Source organism: Armatimonadota bacterium (assembly GCA_020354555.1).
GTDB lineage: Bacteria > Armatimonadota > Hebobacteria.
This window is the reverse complement of record CP070648.1, coordinates 4,175,563-4,197,889: the sequence shown is the minus strand read 5'-3', so window position 1 is coordinate 4,197,889 and position 22,327 is coordinate 4,175,563. Positions and strand designations below refer to the sequence as shown.

Annotated in this window: 14 protein-coding genes; all 14 read left to right on the top strand. The window is 65.6% G+C overall.

Annotation, left to right across the window (positions count from 1 at the left end; all coding sequences use genetic code 11):
- The first annotated feature begins 24 nt into the window (after nucleotides 1-24).
- The 14 genes from lon (at nucleotide 25) to JSV65_17060 (ending at nucleotide 22,322) form a co-directional block, all read left to right on the top strand.
- A complete protein-coding gene (lon, locus tag JSV65_17125; GenBank protein UCH36824.1) occupies nucleotides 25-2,397 on the top strand; it encodes an endopeptidase La in 2,373 nt (790 codons plus the stop codon).
- A 129-nt stretch (nucleotides 2,398-2,526) separates the two neighbouring features.
- Nucleotides 2,527-3,759 carry an ADP-ribosylglycohydrolase family protein gene (locus JSV65_17120; GenBank protein ID UCH34234.1) on the top strand — a complete coding sequence of 411 codons (1,233 nt, stop codon included), beginning with the start codon at nucleotides 2,527-2,529 and terminating at the stop codon, nucleotides 3,757-3,759.
- Nucleotides 3,760-4,481: 722 nt separating this feature from the next.
- Nucleotides 4,482-7,178, top strand: a complete 2,697-nt coding sequence (locus tag JSV65_17115) for a valine--tRNA ligase (GenBank protein UCH34233.1) — start codon at nucleotides 4,482-4,484, stop codon at nucleotides 7,176-7,178.
- A gap of 50 nt (nucleotides 7,179-7,228) precedes the next feature.
- Nucleotides 7,229-7,741: a YqeG family HAD IIIA-type phosphatase gene (locus tag JSV65_17110; protein ID UCH34232.1), complete on the top strand. Its 513-nt coding sequence runs from the start codon at nucleotides 7,229-7,231 to the stop codon at nucleotides 7,739-7,741.
- The gene (locus JSV65_17105) at nucleotides 7,738-8,601 is read left to right on the top strand and encodes a shikimate dehydrogenase (protein ID UCH34231.1); all 864 of its coding nucleotides are present in this window, start codon (nucleotides 7,738-7,740) and stop codon (nucleotides 8,599-8,601) included. Before JSV65_17110 ends, JSV65_17105 begins: the two co-directional genes overlap by 4 nt.
- A gap of 369 nt (nucleotides 8,602-8,970) precedes the next feature.
- Entirely contained in the window at nucleotides 8,971-10,722 is a 1,752-nt protein-coding gene (tadA, locus tag JSV65_17100) for a Flp pilus assembly complex ATPase component TadA (GenBank protein ID UCH34230.1), read from the top strand.
- Nucleotides 10,723-10,937: 215 nt separating this feature from the next.
- Nucleotides 10,938-12,005, top strand: a complete 1,068-nt coding sequence (locus tag JSV65_17095; protein UCH36823.1) for a type IV pilus twitching motility protein PilT — start codon at nucleotides 10,938-10,940, stop codon at nucleotides 12,003-12,005.
- A gap of 18 nt (nucleotides 12,006-12,023) precedes the next feature.
- Nucleotides 12,024-13,271 carry a type II secretion system F family protein gene (locus JSV65_17090; protein UCH34229.1) on the top strand — a complete coding sequence of 416 codons (1,248 nt, stop codon included), beginning with the start codon at nucleotides 12,024-12,026 and terminating at the stop codon, nucleotides 13,269-13,271.
- A 10-nt stretch (nucleotides 13,272-13,281) separates the two neighbouring features.
- Nucleotides 13,282-14,154 (top strand): prepilin peptidase, encoded by an 873-nt coding sequence (locus tag JSV65_17085; GenBank protein ID UCH34228.1) that lies wholly within the window; start codon nucleotides 13,282-13,284, stop codon nucleotides 14,152-14,154.
- A 217-nt stretch (nucleotides 14,155-14,371) separates the two neighbouring features.
- On the top strand, nucleotides 14,372-15,157 hold the full coding sequence (locus JSV65_17080) for a prepilin-type N-terminal cleavage/methylation domain-containing protein (protein ID UCH34227.1): 786 nt from the start codon (nucleotides 14,372-14,374) through the stop codon (nucleotides 15,155-15,157).
- Between the two features lie 98 nt (nucleotides 15,158-15,255).
- A complete protein-coding gene (locus JSV65_17075; GenBank protein ID UCH34226.1) occupies nucleotides 15,256-15,942 on the top strand; it encodes a prepilin-type N-terminal cleavage/methylation domain-containing protein in 687 nt (228 codons plus the stop codon).
- A 75-nt stretch (nucleotides 15,943-16,017) separates the two neighbouring features.
- The gene (locus JSV65_17070) at nucleotides 16,018-18,009 is read left to right on the top strand and encodes a prepilin-type N-terminal cleavage/methylation domain-containing protein (protein UCH34225.1); all 1,992 of its coding nucleotides are present in this window, start codon (nucleotides 16,018-16,020) and stop codon (nucleotides 18,007-18,009) included.
- Between the two features lie 180 nt (nucleotides 18,010-18,189).
- The gene (locus JSV65_17065) at nucleotides 18,190-19,689 is read left to right on the top strand and encodes a type II secretion system protein (protein UCH34224.1); all 1,500 of its coding nucleotides are present in this window, start codon (nucleotides 18,190-18,192) and stop codon (nucleotides 19,687-19,689) included.
- A 179-nt stretch (nucleotides 19,690-19,868) separates the two neighbouring features.
- Nucleotides 19,869-22,322, top strand: a complete 2,454-nt coding sequence (locus tag JSV65_17060; protein UCH34223.1) for a type II secretion system protein — start codon at nucleotides 19,869-19,871, stop codon at nucleotides 22,320-22,322.
- The last annotated feature ends 5 nt before the right edge of the window (nucleotides 22,323-22,327 follow it).

The window sequence follows — 22,327 nt, the reverse complement described above, 5'->3', positions numbered from 1 at the left end:
CGCAGTGCGCAGATACCGGAGGTCATGCCGGTGCTGCCGATCCGCGACCAGGTCATCTACCCGCACATGATGATGCCCCTGTTCGTCGGGCGCGAGAAATCCGTGCGCGCGTTGGAAGACGCGCTCGAGCACGGCCACTACATCCTGTTGGTCACGCAGAAGAGCGTGGACATTGACGATCCTCAGCCCGGCGATCTGTACACCGTGGGCACCGTCGGAGAGAGCATGCAGACCCTGCGTCTGCCCGACGAGACGGTGCGCGTCGTGATCGAGGGCATCGCGCGCGTGCGCATCGTCGAGTTCGTGGAGACGGAGCCCTTCTTCAAGGCCAAGGTCGAAGTGCTCGGCGAGCCGGCGCGCACGGGCGTCGAAATCGAGGCGCTGATGCGCAACGTCGTCGCCCAGTTCGAGCGCTGCATCAACTTGGGCAAGAACATCCCGCCTGAGGCACTCGAAAACGCGCGCGGCATTGATGAGCCGGGACACCTGACCGACCTCATCGCCGGCTTCCTCGACATCAAGGTCTCGCTCAAGCAGCAGATCCTCGAGGTGGTTGACCCGCTCAAGCGCCTCGAGCGCATCTCCGAGCACCTCAACCACGAGATCGAGATCCTCGAGATCGAGAAGAAGATCCACTCGCGCGTCAAGAAAGAACTCGAGGACACGCAGAAGGAGTTCTATCTGCGCGAGCGCATGAAGGCGATCCAGCAGGAGTTGGGCGAGCGCGACGACCGCACGATGGAACTCGATGAGCTGCGCAAGCAGATCGAGGCGGCCGGTATGCCCAAGGAGGTCGAGGAGAAAGCCTACAAGGAACTCGACCGCCTCGAGAAGATGCCTCCGGCTTCCCCCGAGGTCGTCGTCGTGCGCACCTACCTCGACTGGCTCGTCACTCTTCCGTGGAGCACGCGCAGCGAGGACAAGCTCGATATCGGCGATGCCGAGAAGGTCATGCATGAGGACCACTACGGGCTGAAGAAAGTCAAGGAGCGCATCCTCGAGTACCTCGCGGTACGCAAGCTCAACCCCGAGTCCAAGGGCCCCATCCTGTGCTTCATGGGCCCCCCGGGCGTAGGCAAGACCTCGATGGGGAAGTCGATCGCGCGCGCGACGGGACGCAATTTCGTCCGCATCTCGCTCGGCGGCGTGCGCGACGAGGGCGAGATCCGCGGCCACCGCCGCACCTACGTCGGCGCTTTGCCCGGCCGCATTATCCAGGGCATGAAGACCGTCGGCAGCCGCAACCCGGTGTTCATGATGGACGAGATTGACAAGATCGGCATTGACTTCCGCGGCGACCCGGCGGCCGCCCTGCTCGAAGTCCTCGACCCGGAGCAGAACAACGCCTTCAGCGACCACTACCTGGAGGTGCCGTTCGATCTCTCCGAGGTCATGTTCATCACGACCGGCAACCTGCCCGACCCGGTGCCGCCGGCCTTGCGTGACCGCATGGAGATTATCGAGTTCCCCGGTTACACCGAGGAGGAGAAGCTCAAGATCGCGCAGCTCTTCTTGGTGCCCAAGCAATTGAAGGAGCACGGGCTGACCGAGGAGCAGGCCAGGTTCACCGAAAAGGGCCTGCGCACGATCATCCGCAACTACACGCGCGAAGCCGGCGTGCGCAATCTGGAACGGGAGGTCGCGAACGTCTGCCGCAAGGTGACCAAGAGTGTGGCGCAGGGCAAGGCGGTCTCCGCGACCATCGGCACGAAGGCTCTACATAAGTACCTTGGGGCCATCCGCTTCCGCCACGGCATGGCGGAACGGGAGGACGAGGTCGCCGTCGCCACCGGCCTGTTCTGGACCGAGGTTGGTGGGGATATCTTCTCCATCGAAGTGACGCTGATGAAGGGGCGTGGCAACCTCATCCTCACCGGCAAGCTGGGCGAAGTGATGCAGGAATCCGCCAAGGCAGCCTTCAGCTACGCTCGCTCCCGCGCGCAGGCCTACGACATAGACGAGGACTTCTATCGCCGCCTCGACGTGCATATCCACGTGCCCGCTGCGGCGATCCCGAAGGACGGCCCGTCGGCGGGCATCACCCTCGCCACGGCGCTCATCTCGGCGCTCACCAAGCGCCCGGTGCGCCGCGATGTCGCAATGACGGGTGAGATAACCCTGCGCGGACGCGTGCTGCCGGTCGGCGGGGTCAAGGAGAAAGTCCTCGCCGCTCACCGCGCGGGGATGACGACGGTGGTGTTGCCGCGAGATAACGAAAAAGACCTCGAGGAAATCCCCGCGCACGTCAAGCGCGACCTCGATTTCAAGTCTGTCGAGCAGATGGACGAGGTACTGGCGATTGCGCTGCTGCCCAAGCCGGAAGAAGCTCCGGCCGCGAAGCGCGCCGGCAAGGCCGACCGGCCGGCGCAGCAGCCCTCCGTCTCCCGCGTCATGTGAGCGCGGCGCGGAGCGGCGTGCGCTGCAAGCATGCCAATTCGATATGAGGGAAGAGCCGAGGGGCACGGTGACCTACCGCCTGCAGCGGGCCGTGCCCCTCTCACTTTGCGGGGCCCAGGTGAGTCGGTCATGTCGAGAATGACGGTGTGCATCCTGCTGCTCTGCCTGTCGCTCAGCGCGATTCCGCGTGCCGAGGGGCGCCGGGATACGTTCCGCCGCTTGCCCGTCGCCGTGTATCGCGACAAGATGAAGGCGGGATGGGTCGGGCAGATGGCAGGCGTGTCCTTCGGCGCACCGACCGAGTTCCATTGGTGCGGGCGGATCACGCCGGCGGATCAGATGCCGCAGTGGCGCGAGGGCATGATCAACGACGCCTTCGGCCAGGATGACCTCTACGTCGAGATGACGTTCCTGCGCACGCTGGAGCGGCACGGGCTGGAGGTTTCGGCGAAGCAGGCGGGCGCGGACTTCGCGGCCAGTCAGTACGGCCTCGCCCACGCCAACGACGCCGGGCGCCGGAACCTGCGCGCCGGCATCCTGCCGCCGGACTCGGGGCATCCGCGATTCAACAACCACGCCAATGACATAGACTTCCAGATCGAATCCGACTTCAGCGGACTCGTCGCGCCCGGGCTGCCGAACGCGGTCATCGCTCTCGGCGACACGTTCGGCCATCTCATGAACTACGGCGATGGCGTGTACGCCGGTCAGTTCGTCGGCGCGATGTACGCGGAGTCGTTCTTCGAGAGCGATCCCGTGACCCTCGCGAGAAGAGCGCTCAGAGCGATTCCCGCGGCGAGCCAGTACGCGGAGATGGTGCGCGATGTCCTGCGATGGTACGAGCAGAATCCAGATGATTGGGAACGCACCTGGCGCTTGGTCGAAGAGAAGTATCACAAGGACGCGGCGTACGTCCACGGCCTGTGCAGCGAACCGGGCGGCGAGGATGCGTTCTGCATTGACGCCAAGCTCAACGGCGCCTACATCCTCATCGGGCTGCTCTACGGTGACCGCGATGCCGAGCAGACGATGACGATTGCCTGCCGCTGCGGGCAGGATTCCGACTGCAATCCCTCCAACGCGGCGGGCATCCTGTTCACGATGATCGGGTTCTCGCGCCTCGATCCGCGTTACACCGCGGGGCTCGACATGGGCCGCGTGTTCAGCACTACGGAGTACAGCTTCCCGCGGCTCCTCGGTGCCTGCGAGAAGATCGCGCGGGAGACGGTGCTCGCGGCAGGTGGTAGAATCGAACGGGACGAGGACGGCGCGGAGTGCTTCGTTATTCCGGTTCGAGCACCGAAGGTGGGCCCGCTGGAGCGGAGCTGGAATCCAAGGCCCCCGCGGCACCCGGCACGGTAGCGCAGGCGTCCCCGCCGGTGTACCGCGCGCGCTTCAATCCGCCTGCACGGTTGCCGCGCTTTCACAGCGGTTCGTGTTGACGGGCCGAGGGCTTTGTTGCTATCATAACGTCGCCAAAAGGCCGAGAAGGGGAGGAGTAGCCGATACGCGCTCGCCAGAGAGCCGGCCCCGGGGTGCAGGGACTGTCCCCGAACGGGGACTGTCCCCAGGCGCTGAAGGGTACAGTCCCGGTTTTCTTGCGGAAAACGCGGGAACGTCCCCGTCGCTAGGAAGTCGCGGGAATCGCGTCCCGGCTGCAAGGGCCGGCAGAGCAGCATCGGTGAACGTCGCCCTGGAGCCGAGGTGGTGAACGGCCGTCGGTCTGCGTAGCCGCCTCCGGGCAAGCCCGTTACAGCGCGAGAGATGCCGTCGGCCCCCCTCTCGCTTTCAGGGAGAGGGCAGAAGGCACCCTCACCCAGCCTCTCCCTTGGAGAGGGAGAGGCGTGAGGCCCTAATGCTGGCGACAATCAAGGTGGCACCGCGGAAGCGCTCCTTTCGCCCTTGAGCGAGAGGGGCGTTTTGCGTTTGGGAACGGCGGGTCGCCGCGGATTGTCGGGCCGGCGTTCCCACGCCCGCCGCAACACCGGTGGGGATAGGCTTGCCCGCGTGTGGCGGGAATCCCCGCCCTGCAGGCATAGACGCAGCCGCGACGGCTGCGCTACTATGAGGTACTGGAGAGTTGAATGGACGCGTCAGAGCTGTCGAAGACCTATGAGCCCCACGCGGTCGAGCAGAAGTGGTACGACTTCTGGAATCGCGCGGACCATTTCCACGCGGAGGGCGATGCGTCGAAGCCGCGCTTCTGCATCACCATCCCCCCGCCGAATGTGACGGGATCGCTGCACATGGGGCACGCGCTGCAGCACGCGATCCACGATCTCCTTGCGCGCTGGCAGCGTATGCTCGGCAAGGAAACCCTCATCCTCCCCGGCACCGACCACGCCGGCATTCCGACTCAGATGAAGGTCGAGGCCGAACTCGCGGCGGAGGGCACGTCGCGCCACGCCCTCGGCCGCGAGGAGTTCCTCGAACGCATGTGGCAGTGGCGCGAGAAGTACGGCGGCACCATCCTCAAGCAACTGCGCGCGCTGGGCTGCTCATACGACTGGCGCCGCGAGCGCTTCACCCTCGATGACGGCTACTACCGCGCGGTATTGACCGCGTTCGTGCACTTCTACCAGCGCGGCTGGATCTACCGCGGCGAGCGAGTGGTCAACTGGTGTCCCGCCTGCAATACCACGGTGAGCGACCTCGAAGTCGAGCACCGCGAGGTGGACGGCAAGCTGTGGCACATCCGCTACCCCGCAGCCGACGGATCATCCTTTGTCGTCGTGGCGACGACGCGGCCGGAGACGATGCTGGGCGACACTGCGGTCGGCGTTCATCCCGACGACGCGCGCTACCGCGCTCTCCGCGGTAAGACCTTCATCTTGCCGCTCATGAATCGCGAGATTCCGTTGGTCGAGGATGCCGTGCTGGTGGACCCGGAGTTCGGCTCCGGCGCGGTGAAGATCACCCCCGCGCACGATCCGAATGACTTCGACGCGGGACAGCGCAACGGGCTGCCGAGCGTGACGGTCATCGGCAAGGACGCGCGCATGACCGAGGACGCGGGCAAGTACGCGGGCCTGGATCGCTACGAGGCGCGCGAGGCGGTGCTGCGCGACCTCGAGGCGCAGGGCCTGCTGATCGAAACCGAGCAATACCATTACTCCATCGGCCACCACGACAAGTGCGCCACCGCCATCGAACCGCTGCTCAGCGAGCAGTGGTTCCTCGCCATGCGCGAACTCGCCGACATGGCGAAGAAAAGCCTGCAGGCCGGCGGAGTTGAGTACGTTCCCGACCGCTTCCTCGGCTACACTCTGGACTGGCTCGACAACCTGCGCGACTGGAACATCTCGCGGCAGATCTGGTGGGGGCACCGCCTGCCCGTGTGGTTCTGCGAGGAGTGCGACGCGCTCACGGTGCAGGTGGATCCGCCCGATCACTGCGGCGCCTGCGGCACACGGAAGATCGAGCAGGCCCCGGACGTGCTCGACACCTGGTTCAGTTCCGCCCTGTGGCCGTTTGCGACGCTGGGGTGGCCGGAGGCGACGCCCGAGATGGAGTGCTTCTACCCCACCGACCTGCTCATCACCGGCCGCGACATCCTCTACCTCTGGGTCGTGCGCATGGTGATGACGAGCCTTGAGTTCACGGGCAAAGTGCCGTTCTATCGCGTGCTCGTGCACCCGACGATCCTCAACTGGGAGGGGCGCCGGATGAGCAAGTCCCTGGGCACCGGGGTCGACCCGATGGACCTCATCAGCACCTATGGCGCCGACGCGACGCGCTTCGGGCTCATCGTCCAGTGCTCGAGCGGACAAGACGTGCGCTTCACCGAGGAGCGCATCGAGATGAGCCGCAATTTCGCGAACAAGATCTGGAACGCCGCGCGCCTGGTGCGGATGAACCTCGATGACGCCGCTTACGCGCGCGCGGGGCGCACGTGGCCGGACCCCGAGCAGCTCGCATCCGCCGGCGGCCTGCCCGAACGCTGGATACTGAGCCGGCTCGAAGCGACCACCACGACCGTGACGCAAGCGCTCACCGAATACCGCGTGGACGAGGCGGCGCGCGCGCTCTACGACTTCTTCTGGGGCGAGCTGTGCGACTGGTATTTGGAGATCGCCAAGCCGGCCCTGCACGGCGATGACGCGGAGGCGCAGGCGCTGACACGGGATGTGATTATCTACGCGTTCGAGCGGACCCTGCGGCTGCTGCACCCGTTTATGCCGTTCATCACTGAGGAGCTGTGGCAGGCGCTGCCGCACTCCGGGGCGTCCATCATGATCGCGCCGTGGCCGGAGTCGAATGCCGCACTGCGCGACGCGCAGGCCGAGGCGGCGATGACCTTGGTCATGGACGTCGTAACATCGGCGCGGCGTCTCCGGGCAGAGCAGGGCGTGCAGCCCGCGGCAACGGTTGACGTGATCCTGACGCCGGAGCGGCAAGCGGCGGCGGGAACGCTCGCGGCGGCCGGGGAAGTAGTCGCTCACCTGGTACGGGCGAAGTCGGTGAGCGTCGAGTCGGGCGCGCCGCAGTCCGACGCCGCCACCGACGTCGTGGTCTGGGAGGGCGGGCAGGTGCGGGTCGCAGTCGCCGCCGCAGTATCAGCCGCGGAACTCGAGAAGGAGCGGGATCGTCTGCAAAAGGAGCTTGCCAAGCTGGAGAGCGAGATGAACCGCGTGCGCGGCAAGCTGAAGAATGCGAATTTCCTGAAGCGCGCGCCGGCGCAGGTCGTCGCCGACACCCGCGCGCGCGCCGAGGAGTCGGAACGGCACGCTGCCGCCCTACGCGAACGTGTTGAGGCGCTGGCGGCGCGGCTGGGAGAGTGATCTGCGGAGTCTCCGGCCCTGCGGCAATCCCCGGGACTCCATAGGTAGCCATGCTTGACCTTCTTCGCCCGGACATGATGGCGGAGGCGATCTGGGAGATCCCGCTCGACGAGCTGCGCGGGCGCGGCATCGAGGGGCTGATCGTGGACCTCGACAACACCATCGTGGACTGGAATCGCAACCGCGTACGCCAGGAGGTGCAGCGCTGGCTGCAGAAAGCCAGCGGCATGGGCATGCGCGTGTGCATCGCCTCCAACGCGCGCAGCAAGGCGCGGGTGTCGGCAATCGCCGACGAAGTGGGTGCGCTGTGGCTGGCGCCCGCCGGCAAGCCCTCGCGCCGCGGCCTGCGGCAGGCGATGGCGATGCTCGGAGTCACGCCGGACGCCGCAGCCCTGGTCGGCGACCAGTTGTTCACCGACGTCATGGGCGGCAATCGCCTGGGCCTGTTCACGATTCTGGTGCGGCCGCTGAGCGGGCGCGATTTCCCCGCGACCCGGATCATGCGCATCCTGGAATGGTTCGTCCTGCGCCGGCTGCGCGGCAGCGTCAAGGAAGCTGGATGAACATCACTGGGCAGACCAAGCTGGTGGGGGTTTTCGGCTATCCCGTCGGCCACAGCCTGTCGCCGCACATGCACAACGCCGCGTTCCAGCACCTCGGCATGGACTGGTGCTATCTCCCTTTCGCTGTGGCGCCCGACAACTTCGACCAGGCGCTGCGGGCGCTGCCGGCCCTCAACATCGTCGGCGTCAACATGACGATTCCGCTCAAGCAACACGCGCTGCGCGCTGTGGACGAGATCGTCCCGCCTGGGGATCTCGTCGGCGCGGTGAACACGGTTCACTGCCGCGACGACAAACTCCTCGGCTATAACACCGACGTCGAGGCCTTCACGCGGTCGCTTACGGAGCGAGCCGAAGATATGACCGGACGCACGGTCGTGGTGCTTGGCGCCGGGGGAGCGGCGCACGGGGCGGTCGTGGCGCTGGCGCAAATGGGGGCGGCGCGGGTGTGGGTGGTAGCGCGCAGGCTGGAGCAGGGGGCGCGCACGGCAGAGTTGGCGCGACAGGCGCGCTCCGGGGCGCAGGGCGCGGCGATAGCGTGGGAGAAATCGGCCGTGGGACGCGCCGTCAACGCGGCGGACGCCGTGGTCAACGCGACACCGATCGGCATGTATCCACACCCCGAGGATGAGCCGCCCGTGCGCGCGGAATGGCTGCGGCCGGGGATGCTGGTATATGATATGGTATACAACCCTTCTACGACCGGGCTGCTGGCACGCGCGGAAGAACGCGGGTGCCGAGTGGTGGGCGGGCGGCGGATGCTCGTGCTCCAAGGGGCGACGGCGTTCACGATTTGGACCGGGCGTGCGGCGCCGGTCGAGGTGATGCATGACGCGCTGGCGCGGGCATTGAGCGGGTGAGTTGCCCCGTCGATGCCCGGGTCGCGGGCGTCTCTCGAAAACTCGCGAGGCGCGGCAGGAGAAGCCGGGCCGTGCAGCGAAGGTGCACCAGAAGGCGTTTGGGCGCGTCCCATTTCTGAAAAGGGTTTAGAGCACAGCGGCGAACGGTATATTGGAGGCGTCGAACTGCTGGAGTCACGGCCGAAGGGCCGGGATCACCTGCGGACGACTTCTTTTTGTGGCCAGCAGATGTGCTGTGCCGGTTCGGGCAGTGCTTTGTGGACGGCCCCCGTTTGTGGTATAATGCTCATGGTCCTGTGGGCGGCCACGGCATTAATGCAACTTATATGGATCGGGAGCCAGGGAGCCTCAGTCACTGAGGTATAGGGCATGGCGACATCCCGCGGACCGAAGAAGCCCATAGGGCAGATCCTGCTCGATCGTGGACTCATCACGCAGGAGCAGCTTGACGAAGCCCTGACCATACAGACCAGCACGACCGAGAAGCTTGGGCGCATCTTGGTGGACCGCGGCTACGTCAAGGAAAAAGACGTCCTCGGCGCCTATGCCGAGCAGATCGGCGTCCCCTTCGTTGAACTCGACCGTACCCAAATTGACGAGCAGGCGGCGAAGTCCATCCCCCAGAGCATGATCCAGCGCCACAGCGCGATTCCCATCCGGCGCGAGGGGAATCGGCTGGTGGTGGCGATGGCCGACCCCACCAACGTCTTCGCCCTGGACGATATTCGCCTCATGACCGGCTACGAAGTGGAGCCGGTGCTCGCCAGCGCCGAGGACATCGCCGCCATCCAGCGCAGCGATTCCGGCGGGGCGATCTCGGACGAATCCCTGCAGACCGCCCTGCAAGCCCTCGGCGTGGGCGGCGGCGGCGCGACCAGCGTTGAGACCGAAGTCATGGCGGGGGCGGGCGCAGACGAAGACGTTGACCGCGCCACGCAGCTCGCCGAAGAAGCCCCCATCATCCGCGTCGTCAACGTCATCATCCAGACCGCGATCAAGGAACGCGCGAGCGACATCCACATCGAGCCCGACCGCCGCGGCGTGCGCGTCCGCTACCGCATTGACGGCGTCCTGCACGAGCGCATGAATATCCCGAAGTACGTCCACGCGCCCCTCATCTCCCGCATCAAGATCATGGCGGACATGAATATCGCGGAGCGCCGCGTCCCCCTCGACGGACGCATCCACGTCCGCCACGAGGGCAAGGACTACGACTTGCGCGTCTCCACCCTGCCTACGGTGTTCGGCGAGAAGGCCGTGATGCGCATCCTCGACCAGTCGAGCGTGCTCATCGGCCTCGCCAGGCTCGGCATGTTCCCCGAGGTGCAGGCGGACGTCGAGACCGTCGTCGTGCAGCCCAACGGCATGTTCCTCTCCACCGGCCCGACCGGTTCCGGGAAAACAACCACGCAGTACGCCATCCTCAATAAGATCAACTCGGTCGAGAAGAACATCATCACCATCGAGGACCCGGTTGAGTACCAGTTGCCGGGGATCAACCAGGTGCACGTCAACCGCAAGGCGGGGCTGACCTTCGCCAACGCGATGCGGCACTTCCTGCGCCAGGACCCGGACATCATCATGGTCGGCGAGATCCGCGACCTGGAGACGGCGGAGATCGCGGTGCAGGCGGCGCTGACCGGTCACTTGGTGCTGTCCACACTCCACACCAACGACGCGCCGTCGGCGGTGACGCGCTTGGTCGACATGGGGGTCGAGCCGTTCCTCATCTCGGCGTCGGTGGCGGCGGTGCTCGCCCAGCGGCTGGCGCGCAAGATCTGCCCCAACTGCAAGGAGCAGTACCGCCCGCCGATGGAGGCGCTGACGCGAGTCGGCTTCCGCGTCGCCGACGCTGAGGATGTCGTGTTTTACCGCGGCCGCGGCTGCGAGCAGTGCATGCACACCGGCTACTACGGCCGCACCGGCATCTTCGAGATGATGCTGATGAACGAGGAGATCCAGGATCTCGTCGTCAAGCGTGCGCCGCTGTCGGAGGTCGTCGAGGCCGCGATCGCGAACGGCATGAAGACGCTCAGGCAGGACGGTTTCGAGAAGGTCGTGGAGGGTATCACGACTATTGAAGAAGTGATGCGGGTGGTATTCACTCAAGGGACTCGTTAATGCCCCTGTTCGGCCATGCCCTGAGCTCCCCGCCCGCGTCACGCAGGCGGGGAACTTGTTTGGGGGGGTAGGCGTCTGGACCAGGAGGTGAACGGCTCGTGGAAGCGGTCAGCGAGACACAGCAGGCAGAGACCCCGGCCGCTGAAGCCGAGGAGGAAGCGACTCTCCCACGTGAGGCGCCGCAGGCGCGCGTCAAGAACCTGAGCGATGTCCACATTGATGAGCTGCTGGACATCGTCGTGACCAAGAACTCCTCCGACCTGCATATCGCAGTCGGCATCCCTCCGGTCATCCGTGTGGACGGCGAACTCTATGCGACGAACTACACGCCGTTCGACGAGCACACATCGCAGCGGATGATCTACGACATCCTCAACGACGAGCAGATTCAGACCTTCGAGAGCACTTACGAGCTGGACTGTTCCTACGCGCTGGGCAAGGTCGCCCGTTTCCGCGTGAACGTGTTCCGCGACAAGGGAACGGTGGCGGGGGCGTTCCGGCTCATTCCCGCCAAGATCCCGACCATCCGCGAACTCAATCTGCCCCTGGTGCTGGAGGACCTCGCGCGCAAGCCGCGCGGGCTCGTCCTCGTCACCGGCCCCACCGGCAGCGGCAAGTCCACGACTCTCGCCGCGATGATCGGGCTCATCAACACCGAGATGTCGCGCCACATCATCACCATCGAGGACCCGATCGAGTACCTGCACACGCACAGGAAGAGCATCATCAACCAGCGCGAACTCGGGCAGGATACGAAGGACTTCCAGATCGCACTGCGCGAAGCCCTGCGCGAGGACCCCGACGTGATCCTCGTCGGCGAGATGCGCGACCTGGAGACGATGCGTCTGGCGATTACCGCGGCCGAGACCGGGCACCTCGTGTTCGCTACCGTCCACACCAACAACGCCGCGCAGACGGTCGACCGCATCGTTGACGTCTTCCCGGTCGGCCAGCAGGAGCAGATCCGTATCATGCTGTCCAACAACCTCGAGGCGGTGGTGTCGCAGCAACTGCTGCCGCGCGCCGGCATGCCCGGCCGCATCGCGGTGATCGAGATCATGACTGCCTCCGCCGCCATCCGCAACCTGATTCGCGAGGCGAAGGCGCACCAGATCACGTCCATGATCCAGACCAGCGCCCACCTCGGCATGCAGACCATGGATCAGTGCCTCAAGGATTACTATCAGCGCGGGCTCATCACTTACGAAGAAGCGCTGGCGCGGGCGATGAACGTGGACGAGTTGAAGAAGATGCTGTTCACCAAGAGCGGAGCGCCAGCATAGCCAGGCAGGAGGCCGCACATGGCAGTTTTCAGCTACGTCGCAAAAGACGCCCTGGGCAAGGTGCACAAGGGCAGCACCGAGGCCGAAAACGAGCAGGTGCTGGTGCGCCGCCTGCGCGAGAAGGGCTTCTGGGTGCAGAAGGTCAGCGAGGAGCGGGCCGCCCCTGCGGAGGGGGCCGCGCGCCCCGCCCGCAAAGGCTTCGTCATCTTCGGCCGCGTCAGCGGGCGTGACCTTTCCATTTTCTGCCGCCAGTTCGCGACGATGATGAACGCCGGCGTGTCGCTGGTGCGCTGCCTCGCCGTGCTCGAGGAGCAAACCAGCAGCCTGCGCCTGCGCGAAATCATCCGGGATATCCAGGCATCGGTCGAGGCGGGCGAGACCCTGTCGCGCGCGCTGACCAAGTATCCCGGCGTGTTCACCAACCTCTTCGTCGGCTTGGTGCGAGCCGGTGAGGTCGGCGGTGTGCTCGACGAGACGCTCAATCGCCTCTCCACCTTCCTCGAGGAAGATCAGCGCCTCAAGCGCAGGATCAAGTCGGCGATGACCTACCCGACCCTGGTCCTCGTCTTCGCCGTCCTGATCGTGCTCGGCCTGGTGACCTTCATCATCCCGCGCTTCATGGAGTTGTTCGAGGAGCTGGGGGTCAAGGAGCTGCCGCTGCCGACGCAGATCCTGGTGAGCTGCTCCGACTTCATGAAAAGCAAGTGGTACATCATAATCATCGGCGCGGTTCTGCTGTGGACCGCGTTCAGCCGCTACATCAGAACGCGCACCGGCAAGCGCCAGTGGGACTGGGTCAAGCTCCGTATACCCGTGTTCGGGAAGCTCAACCATAAGGTCGCGATCGCGCGCTTCTCCCGCACTCTGGGGACTCTGCTGGTCAGCGGCGTCCCCATCCTCCAGGCGCTGGAGACCGTCGCCGGGGCGATCGACAACGAGATCATATCCGACGCCGTCATGGCCGCCCGCGCCGCCATTCGCGAAGGCGAACGCATCGGCGACCCGCTGGCCAAGAGCGGCCTGTTCCCTCCCATGGTGGTGCAGATGATCTCCATCGGCGAGGAGACCGGTTCTCTCGATGCGATGCTCAGCAAGGTCGCCGACTTCTACGAGAGCGAAGTCGAGGCCACGCTCCAGAGCTTGACGGCCGCGCTGGAGCCGGTCATGATCGTCCTGCTCGGGGGCATCGTCGGCTTCATCGTCATCTCCATGTTCCTCCCCCTGATCGCCATCATCAACGAGTTGGCGGGCGGGGGCGGGATGTAATCGCGCCGGCATGGCGGATGCAATCATCGCCATCTTCTTGTTCGCCCTCGGCACAGCCGTGGGGAGCTTCCTCAACGTCTGCATCTACCGACTGCCGCGGGACGAGTCTATCGTCCAGCCGCCCTCGCACTGCCCGGCGTGCGGCGAGCGCCTGCGCCCGCTCGACCTCGTCCCGTTGCTCAGCTTCCTCGCCCTCGGGCGCAAATGCCGCTACTGCGGCGTCCCCATCAGTTGGCGCTACTTCGTGGTCGAGTTGATCACCGGCGCCGCATTCCTCACCGCGTGGTTGACGTCGCAGGAGGTGTGGACCGCCGGCGCGCCGGCGATCGCGTGGCTCGTCGGCAAGCTCGTGTTCGCGGGGCTGTTCATCGCCATCTTCTTCATCGACCTGGAGCATATGATCATCCCCGACGAGCTGGCGTTTGCCGGTATCGGGGTCGGCGTCGTCCTCGACGTCGCGGGTATCCTGCTGTGGGACAAGCCGCTCCTGACGTTCGGCATACCGTGGACGTCGTGGGTGCTGTCGCTGCCCGCCTCGGTGGTCGGCATCGTCGTCGGGGCCGTCTTCTTCATCCTCATGGAGCTGTTCAGTCAACTCGTCTTCCGCAAGGAAGGTATGGGCGGCGGCGACCTCAAGCTCGGCGCGGCAATCGGGGCTCTCCTCGGCCCCGCGATGGCGCTGCTGAGCTTCGCTCTCGCTGTGGTTGCCGGGGCGCTGGTCGGCATCGTCCTCATCGTGACGCGTCTGCGCCGACGCCACGAGTACATACCGTTCGGCCCGTTCATGGTGGTCTGCGCGTTCGCGGTCATGCTGTTCCCAAACGCGATCAGCGACATGGTCAGCCAGGCCTACCGGGCCTGGTATTCAACCTGGTCGGGGTGAGTCGGCGACGGCTCACGGGAGACGGGCGCCTCAGGATTTCCTGCGCAGCCGAGGAGACCGAAAAGGGGAGGCGAACCGGGCGACGAATCGGTAACTGTGGACTCATCGAGCGGGCGGTGGCCCAGGGTTTAGGCGCGAATGCCGGGGGGTATCGTACACTGGAAGTACGCCTCCGGCATGGTGCGATACAGACTTTTGCGGAAGCGAGGGTAAGAGAATGGGCACTCACAGCCAGGCTGAGAGTTACCGAAGTCAAGTGAGGAGCAGATTCGGGGCGCTGAGTCGCGGGGGCGGCTTCACGCTTATCGAGCTGCTAGTGGTCATCGGCATTATCGCCATCTTGGCCGCCATCGTCATTCCGGTTTACAACAGGGCGACCGAGAAGGGCCGCCAGGCGACCTGCTTGAGCAACATGCACACCATCGCCCTTGCCATCAAGATGTACCAGATGGATTACAAGGTCAATCCGCAGGCCTACGATCCGGTGACGGGGTACGGGGGCGTCACCGCCCTCTATCTCGAGGACTACATGACCAACATGAAGAACCTGCGCTGCCCGGACGACTCGACGGCGGTCGATCAGTACATAGCGCTCTACCGCGATCTGGCGGCGGACCCGGACGCCTTCGATACGCTGTGGACCACCAGCCGCTATTTCCTCGAGCACTACAGCAGCTACAACACTGATCACACGGCGATCACCATCGTCGGAGGCGCGCCGGACGGCCCGTACCAGCTGTATAACCGCAACGGCTACGCGAACCCCGCCACCGCCGGCGGCTACGGCTTGAGTCTGCTCGACCCACCTGCGACGTTTGGCATCAAGTACCCCGGCCTGTGCAATCGGTGGGCGCCTGACGAGACCATTGTGAGCCACTGCCCCTATCACCGCGATTTCTTCGGCGGCGAAGCCGGGTGGCAGGATATCGTGGTGAGGGTCGGCGGCGACGCGACCATGTTCCAGGTCGCCAGCTACGACTGGGTCAATCAGCCGCCGCAGTAGGCGGGTGGGACTGTCATCTTCGAATGTGACGAGCGGCGAGGTCGTCGCCGGCGGCGCCAGCGCGCATTGCGCCCGAGCGTGAAAGAGACCGCGGCTTGATGTCACGGCATTCGCGACCGACCGACGGCATGACAATGATAGAGGTGATGGTGGTGCTCATCATCATCGCCATCCTCGCCGCCATCGTCGTGCCCATCTTTGGCGCGTTCCAGTACCGCCAGCACATGAGCGTGTGCGCCGCCAACCTCAAGACGATCGGCCAGGCGCTGCTCATGTACCGCAGCGACCACCTCGCGTTCCCGCCCGATGCAAGCGAGTGGTGGGTGCGGCCTGTCGGCGCCGAGCCGGGGCAGCGCGCGCTCGGGCTGTCGCAGCTCTACTACGCCTACCAGGCGTACGCGCAAGCGACGCCGATGGATTACGTCATGCCGCCCGCGAACTACATCACCGAAGCGCGCGTGCTGCATTGTCCGCGCGCACCGAGCGACCGGCCTGACTACGGCGACTGGCCGTACCTGGGAGGATACAACGTATACGACTGGAACTACCGTCGCGATAGGTCGGACATCTGGCCGGAGCAGGGCTTGCGCAAGCTGACCCAGCCGTTCCCGCCCGACCACACGGTGGTCACGTGGTGCCCGATGCACCGCGACACGCCGCCGGCGGACGAGACGGATCTCGGCGACGTCAAGCCGGGCGACCACGACCTCGTGCTGTGGGCGGACGGCAGCGTCGAGCGGATGGCATCCCGCTTCGACCAGTATAAGGCAGAGCAGCCGCGCTAGCTGTCAGCGACATCCCGCCTGAGGCTGGTTGCCCTCCGGTAGGTGGGCGACCGTTGCCGAAGGCCGCAGGCGGCCATGCCCCGAGTGGGCCAGCGGCATCCAATTCTATTCATCGAGATCATCATGTTGGGCTACTCTGCCGGCAACAGAAGACTGGACGAAGCTGGGATTGCGCGACAACGACGGCCCCACCGCCGCAGCGGCTTCACGCTCGTCGAGGTGCTCGTCGCCCTGGTGCTCCTGCTGATCGGGGCCTATGTCGCCCTGCGCGTGTTCCCCTCCGGGTTCGCGGCTATCGAGCGCGCGCGGATAGAATCCCTCGCCGCGCGCCTCGCCGACCAGGAAATCCAGCGCTGGCGGCTCGCCGCCGGCAGCCTCCCGGAAGCCATCGTCTGGGCGCAAGTTGACGTCGTGGACGACAGCACCGTCCCGCCCACCCTCAGCCTCAGCTACAATGTCGACTACGACCCGAACGGCCTGACGCCCAATGCTGGTGAGCCGTTCAGTGACGCGAATAATAATGGCGTATGGGATACGGGTGAGCCGTACACGGATCTCAACTCAAACGGTGTCTACGACCGCCCCCATCCGAACTGGCAGCCCGACAGCGCGTATCGCCCGCGCACCATCATCGGCGAAGTGCTGCCGGTCGGCGACGTCACCGAGAGCGTGCCCGACCCCAACGGCGTAGATCCCAACGCCGTCGGCATCCGCGTCCCCCTCTGCCGCCTGCGCTTCGGCCCCCTGGAGCATCTCTACGCGCACAACTACGACTACGATGGCAACGGCGACGCGGAGCACGTGGCGAATCCCCCGGGCTACGATGCTCTCTTTATCTACACCACCGAGTACGAGCGCGTTGACAATGTCAACTTCCTGATTGACGCCACCGATCCGGCCCCGAAGGACTGGGGGCGATACTACGTGGACTACGATGCCGGGACGATCAGCTTCGACCTCGTGCCCGACTATATGCGCCGCTTCCGCGTCGAGTTCACATATCTTATCGACACCGGCCCTGGGGCGCGCGCCGAGCGGCGCTACGAGATGTGGGACGTCGTCACGCTGATCGATGTCGCCGCGGGCGAGGACACGGTCGCCAGCCCCAAGACCCTGTGGCCCGAGCTCGGCGCGCCGCCCGTCAACTTCGCCGGCATCATCCCGCTCAGCGAGCGCGTGCATCAGGCCTTCATCATGGACAACGACGACTGGCCGCTCAACGGGCCGGGCTACTTCAGGCTCATCGGTGACACGTCGAATCCCATCGCCGAGCCGTCCGCATCCATTCTGTTCGATCCCGGCGACGCCGGTCGCACCGTCAACGTGGACTACAAGGTGCGCGACTGGCAGATCCTCGTCGAGGAGCGGGTGCCGGATGACCGCCTGGAGATCCAGCTCGTCGTCGCGCCGGTGAAGAGCGCGGGTTACATCAATCCTCCGCGCCAACCCGGTCGCGACCGCATCATCCCGGGCGACGACGATATGGTGATCGTGATTGACACCGAGGACGGGTCGCGGTTCGATTACGTGGACGGCGCGCCGGCGAGTTCCGACTACGAGGTGAACTTCCAGAGCGGATTGATCACCCTCTCCGGCAACGGCGTACCTCCCGAGCCGGCGGCGGGCGGAACTTACAGAGTCTACTACCGCAGCGATCTGGACTGGAGCATCCAGCCCATGAAGGCCGCTGCGCAGTACAGCATCGTCGTCGGCGCTACCGCGCAGCCCGGGTATCGCTTTGCGGTGTGGGACGAGCCGGCCAACCCGCGCGACCTCGAGTTCGGCCCCTCCGAGGTGGCGAAGAGCGTCGTCGCGAACTACTATATGTATGACAACGGCGATCCCGTCCTGATCTCCGGCGAGCTGCACCAGGTCGTGCTCGATAACGGGCGCGGGTTGGTGCGTCTCGCCGAGACTCCCGCCTGGGGCGATATCCGTGTCCAGGGCGCGAGCATGCGCGCGCGCGTGCTGTGGGCCGGGCGCGGCCGCACTGACGCAGTTGCCGGGCAGGCTTCGCCGGAGAGCTGGCGGCAGGTAATCGTCGAGACCTTCCTGCGGCGGCAGTAGGAGTGTACGGTGTGACCGGGTAGCACGGGGCCGGCCTACGTCTGTAGACGCCTCTCCCTGCCAGAGAGAGGCCGGCCCGGCGCAGACGGGCCGGGTGAGGGTGAAGAGCAAGGCTGCGTACTCTCACCTGAATCGTCTCCCTGAGCGGGAGAGGATTCGCGGAGAGTGGATGAGCGATAGATGCTGACGATGCGAGACAAACGCACGATATCGGGTTTCACCCTGATCGAGATCCTGGTCACCATCGGGCTTGTCATCCTACTGCTCGCGCTCGTCGGCTATCCGATTCTCACCGGCCTGGCGTTCATGGAGAAGAGCGTCGCCCGCGCCGACGCGCAGTCAGCCGCGCGGTTGGCCATAGACGCCATGACGCGCGAGTTGGCCGAGGCGATGTACGTCTTCGATCCCCCCCTCGGCGGGATGTTCGTCGCCTTCCTCCCTTCGCGTAGCGCGCCGCAGGGCGCGGCGCCCATCGAGCCGGAGGCCATCGCCATCCGCTACTGGCGCGCCCTGCGCGATCCGGCGTACGCATACGCGCCGTTCTACCAGACTGACGCCGACCCCGTGAACCCGTACTATCTCGCGCGAACGGAGATCGAGGATCCCGCCGCGCGCGACGACGACTGGAACGATTCCGCCGCCGCGCTGACGCGCGCGGTCTTCTGGTACCCCGACGGGCACACGTACGTCGGTGAGACGTGGCCCACCGCGCAGCCCGGCTATCCCTGGCTCGAGGCAGTGCTCCAGTTCGGCGCTGGTCCGCCGGCGCCGCGGGCAGCCTACGACTTCTATCGCGAGCGCGCTGTCGGGCTGACGCCGAACAACGCGGATTACGATATCCCCTCGGTCGGGTTCTCGCCCACCCGCTTGACCGACGAGGCGCTCGTGCCGTGGACCGGCGCCTTCCCGCGCGACTACAGCCGCTATCGTTCGCGCTACCCCCTGTGGGCGCACTGCGCGCAGTGGAACCCCGCCGGGTCGGACTTCGCCATGATGGGGGAGGTCAAGGTGTACGTGGGGGACCCGCGGGTTCTGACGTACCAGACCGGGGTTGACGCGGTGACCGGCGACGTGTGGGTGGTGCGCGTCGCCGACGGCACGCCAATATACAACACGGGGGCTTACCCGCTCCGCGACGTGAACGATCCCGACCAGGCGGAGTTCGCCTTCGGCATTGATTACGACCGCGGCGAGGTGATGTTCGATTTCCCGGCGGTCGATCTCATCACAGCCGCCGCCAGCATGTACATCTATGATCTGGAGCCGGTTTCATCAATCGTGGCATACTCGCCGGCGGTCGTACGCGGCTCGGTCACCGTCTGGGTCGAAGACCCGGTGACGCAAGAGGTAGCGTATTACAAGCAGGTCGAACCGCCGCCGAACCCGGTAGGGTCCAATACCATGGGCAGGAACCGGTTTGCCGTCAGGGGGACGCAGCTGATCTTCGATGACAACCCGGCGGGCCCGGAGCGACCTGCGGACGGCGATCTGATACACGTCCGCTACCGCTATCGGAATAACCCTGAGGGCCAGCTCGTGGTGGCGACGTACGGCACCAAGGCCGTCATCAATATCGGCATCACGGTGAGCAAGCGCGACCGCGCCGCGCGGAAACCCGAGGCGTCGCGCCAGGATGTGAGCCTGGTCGCGAAGGTGAAACTGAAAAACGTCCCGCGATAAGATGCCGCCGCGGATGGACGCGGATTGACGCCGATCGGAATCATGCAAGGTAGGGCAGGCGTCTGGGCTGCCCGGAGACGCGCGGCCAAGGATGGCTGCGCGACCAAACAAGATAATACAGGAATCCGCGCGTTTCCGCGTGAATCCGTGGTCGAATCGAAAGAGCGATGCTGTTGCGAATGCGAAAACTGAATGAGGAATCCGGGCAGGCGCTGATACTCGCCGTCCTAGTCATGCTTATCGTGGCGGTGCTCGCCGCGCTGTTCCTGGCGGTCATTGCGTCGCAGCTGCGCCAGGCGCAGCGCCAGTCGTTCGTGATCGCGCTTCAGGAAATCGCCGAGGCGGGTCTGCGGTATGCCGATCATAATCTGGTGAGCGGCCCGGAGGGGGCCGACTGGCGCCCCGATCCCAACCCGGGCACCTTCGACTACGGCGAAGGCGAATTCCGCCTGACCGTGACCTATGAACCCGAGGCGGGCGACCCGTACTCCCGCTTCATCAAGCTCGAGAGCCTGGCGCAGCTCAAGGGCAACCCGTTCCTGCAGCGCCGCATGGTCGCCTACAAGCCGATTCTCATCACGGATTACGTTCGGTTCGTCACCAATGGCGAAAAGAACCCCCTGCCCGCGTTGCTCGGCGCGGCAGTGCGTATGTACCTCTACGAGAACCCGCCGGAGATCTACCCCGCCCACAGGTACAAGACGGTGCTCGACGGGGCCATCCGCGTCAATGCTGACCTCACCTGGCACGGCGACGTGCAGGTCAACCTGTCGTCGAGTCGTGGCGATAGTATCGCGGTGGCTGGCGACATCTCTCACGACGTGGCTGCGCGGTGGAACAAGGACACGCTGGAGTGGGATGGCGACCCCACCGAAGTGCTGGTGTCCATTGACGGGGGCGTGCCGCGAGTCGTCCTGCCGAGCGAGGATCCCGCGTTCACCGCCCTGGGCAGCTACTACCGTGACTGGCGGCAGCAGACCGACGCCGCGGGCGATCCGCGCTGGGTGCGCTATCTCGATCCTCCGGCGTTGAACCCCGAGCGGTATCTCGCTCTGGCGCGCGATTCAGGCGTGTGGACCGACGGGCAGGATATCTACCTCGGCGAGCAGGTCAACTCGGGCTGGTTCGGCTGGGGCAAGGGCATCTACGTGGACAACCCCGGCCACATCCTCTACGAGCATGACTACGAGCAGATGCGGACGGAATGGACGACGCCCGATCCGCTGCTCTATCCCAACTGGAATACCGCTACCAGCTACACCCCGGACCTCGTCAGGATTACCTTCCATCCCGTGTCGGCGGGCGGCCTCGGCGTCCCCGCCGTCCAGTTGACGTGGACGAGCACCGACGATCCGTGGGAGGTCTGGCGTTACCCCAACGGGTCGCCGACTGGGGTACAGGATCTGTACCTGCCATATCCGCAGAACGGCGTGATCTATGCCGCCGGCGATGTCGCGGTGAGCGGCACGCTGCCGCCCGCGGTCGGGAGCCCGGATGCCTACTATGACCAACTCCCGTACGACATAGACAACCTCGCGGCCGCGGTGGACAGCAACCGGTTCTACCACGTGACCGTCGTCTCTGGCGGCAACATCTTCGTCAACGGCAGCCTGCTCAGCCCGGTGACCGCGCAGGTGCTCGATCCCGACACTGCCGCGGCGACCCAGGCCGGCAGTGACAGCAAGATCGCGCTGCTGGCGCGGGACTCCGTTGTCTTCAACACCACCGCCCTGATCGAGACGCAGGCGACCGCCTCGGTGGGGCCGGAGGGCACGGCGTACCACGAGATCCGTCCGGGCGAGCCGTTGGACTGCACCGTCACGACGGCAAGCTTCGATCCGGTGCAGATCTACCTCAAGCACACTGGGCAGCCCGGCAGCCCGGTTACCGGACATCCCGGCGCGGCCATCATGCAGGTGCTCATCAACGGCGTCGCCTACGACTGGAACCTGGCCGACCCGCCCGGCGTGTACGATGACGGAACGCTGGCTTACTCGACCAAGTACTGGCTGTTCCTGCCGCCGCCGCTGGCCGCCTACAACAACGAAACCAACGCCATCTATCCGAGCTGGGAGTCCATTCCGAGCCTCGATCCGGTTTCGGGAACCGACAAGCGCATCACCTTCGCGCCCACGGCCATCGGCGAGCCGCACGTCGTCCGCTTACAGGTCACCCCCGACACCAGCAGGTACTACTGGGTGCGCGACATTCGGGCGCGCGTGGACGTCGAGATAGACGCCGCGATGTTCGCGGAGCACGGCAGTTGGTTCGTCATCCCGGGCACGTTCCTTAATCCGCCGCCGCCGGACCCGACGAGCGATCCCCTCGGCGATCCCGCGCCCGGCGAGCCCCTCGACGTCCGCATCACGGTCCGCGGCGCCATTTCCGAGAACCGCACCGCGCCCGTGGGCGATGTCATGGACTGGACTGCGAAGTGGCGCGGGTCCAATGAAAGCTGGTTGCCGACGAGCCCGAATTATGATCCCGACCTCGGCATCAGCCAGTTTACCCTGCGCTATCTCTACGATCCATCGTTGCGCGGGGCGCTCGTCCCCGGCGAGCCGGGTGGGCCACCGCGCTTGCCGAAGCTCCCGGTCAGCCCCGCGATGATCGCATGGGGCGAGCGGATCTAGGACCG

Excerpts from the sequence above, each read along its gene's own strand:
- lon (UCH36824.1), top strand. The coding sequence starts at position 25 with ATGCCGGTGCTGCCGATCCGCGACCAGGTCATCTACCCGCACATGATG.
- JSV65_17120 (UCH34234.1), top strand. The coding sequence starts at position 2,527 with ATGTCGAGAATGACGGTGTGCATCCTGCTGCTCTGCCTGTCGCTCAGC.
- JSV65_17115 (UCH34233.1), top strand. The coding sequence starts at position 4,482 with ATGGACGCGTCAGAGCTGTCGAAGACCTATGAGCCCCACGCGGTCGAG.
- JSV65_17110 (UCH34232.1), top strand. The coding sequence starts at position 7,229 with ATGCTTGACCTTCTTCGCCCGGACATGATGGCGGAGGCGATCTGGGAG.
- JSV65_17105 (UCH34231.1), top strand. The coding sequence starts at position 7,738 with ATGAACATCACTGGGCAGACCAAGCTGGTGGGGGTTTTCGGCTATCCC.
- tadA (UCH34230.1), top strand. The coding sequence starts at position 8,971 with ATGGCGACATCCCGCGGACCGAAGAAGCCCATAGGGCAGATCCTGCTC.
- JSV65_17090 (UCH34229.1), top strand. The coding sequence starts at position 12,024 with ATGGCAGTTTTCAGCTACGTCGCAAAAGACGCCCTGGGCAAGGTGCAC.
- JSV65_17085 (UCH34228.1), top strand. The coding sequence starts at position 13,282 with ATGGCGGATGCAATCATCGCCATCTTCTTGTTCGCCCTCGGCACAGCC.
- JSV65_17080 (UCH34227.1), top strand. The coding sequence starts at position 14,372 with ATGGGCACTCACAGCCAGGCTGAGAGTTACCGAAGTCAAGTGAGGAGC.
- JSV65_17075 (UCH34226.1), top strand. The coding sequence starts at position 15,256 with ATGTCACGGCATTCGCGACCGACCGACGGCATGACAATGATAGAGGTG.
- JSV65_17070 (UCH34225.1), top strand. The coding sequence starts at position 16,018 with ATGCCCCGAGTGGGCCAGCGGCATCCAATTCTATTCATCGAGATCATC.
- JSV65_17065 (UCH34224.1), top strand. The coding sequence starts at position 18,190 with ATGCTGACGATGCGAGACAAACGCACGATATCGGGTTTCACCCTGATC.
- JSV65_17060 (UCH34223.1), top strand. The coding sequence starts at position 19,869 with ATGCGAAAACTGAATGAGGAATCCGGGCAGGCGCTGATACTCGCCGTC.